The following is a 407-nucleotide window of genomic DNA, read 5'->3' on the forward strand; positions in this document are numbered from 1 at the left end:
CTGGGCCTCAAGCTCGACGATCCGAGCTTCACCGCCCCAATCTACGCCAACCTCGTCGCCGACGAAGGCGGTCAGAGCTACAGCCTCATCTGGTCTCGGCCGAACCGTCGCAACGGCGACTGACAAACACCGAATGGCGCCCCGCAAACAGCGGGGCGTCATTCAGATCGCCCAGCTACTCAGCGCCTCAGATCGATAGCTTGACGCGCCATGGGGCGGCTTCGGGCAAACCGTAAGAAATCGAACGCCAGGCATCCCGGCGCGATTCTTGCTTGTCAGGCGGCGATCTCAACGATCCGCTCGCGGATTTTTGATACTTTACTTTGTACGCTCAGCCTTGCAATCATGCCGAATGAGTCTGAACGGAGGAAAAAATCGAGCACAAAAAAACCGGCGCGGAGGCCGGC

The 407-nt window shown here is 59.2% G+C and carries 1 protein-coding gene; it reads left to right on the forward strand.

The features are described from left to right. The coding region (locus EOA38_RS38775; RefSeq protein ID WP_127301702.1) for a DUF736 family protein at window positions 1–123 on the forward strand (123 nt) is incomplete at its 5' end. Between the last annotated feature and the right edge of the window lie 284 nt (window positions 124–407).

Origin of the sequence: Mesorhizobium sp. M1E.F.Ca.ET.041.01.1.1 (genome assembly GCF_003997355.1) — a bacterium.
In the GTDB taxonomy this organism is placed as follows: Bacteria; Pseudomonadota; Alphaproteobacteria; order Rhizobiales; family Rhizobiaceae; genus Mesorhizobium.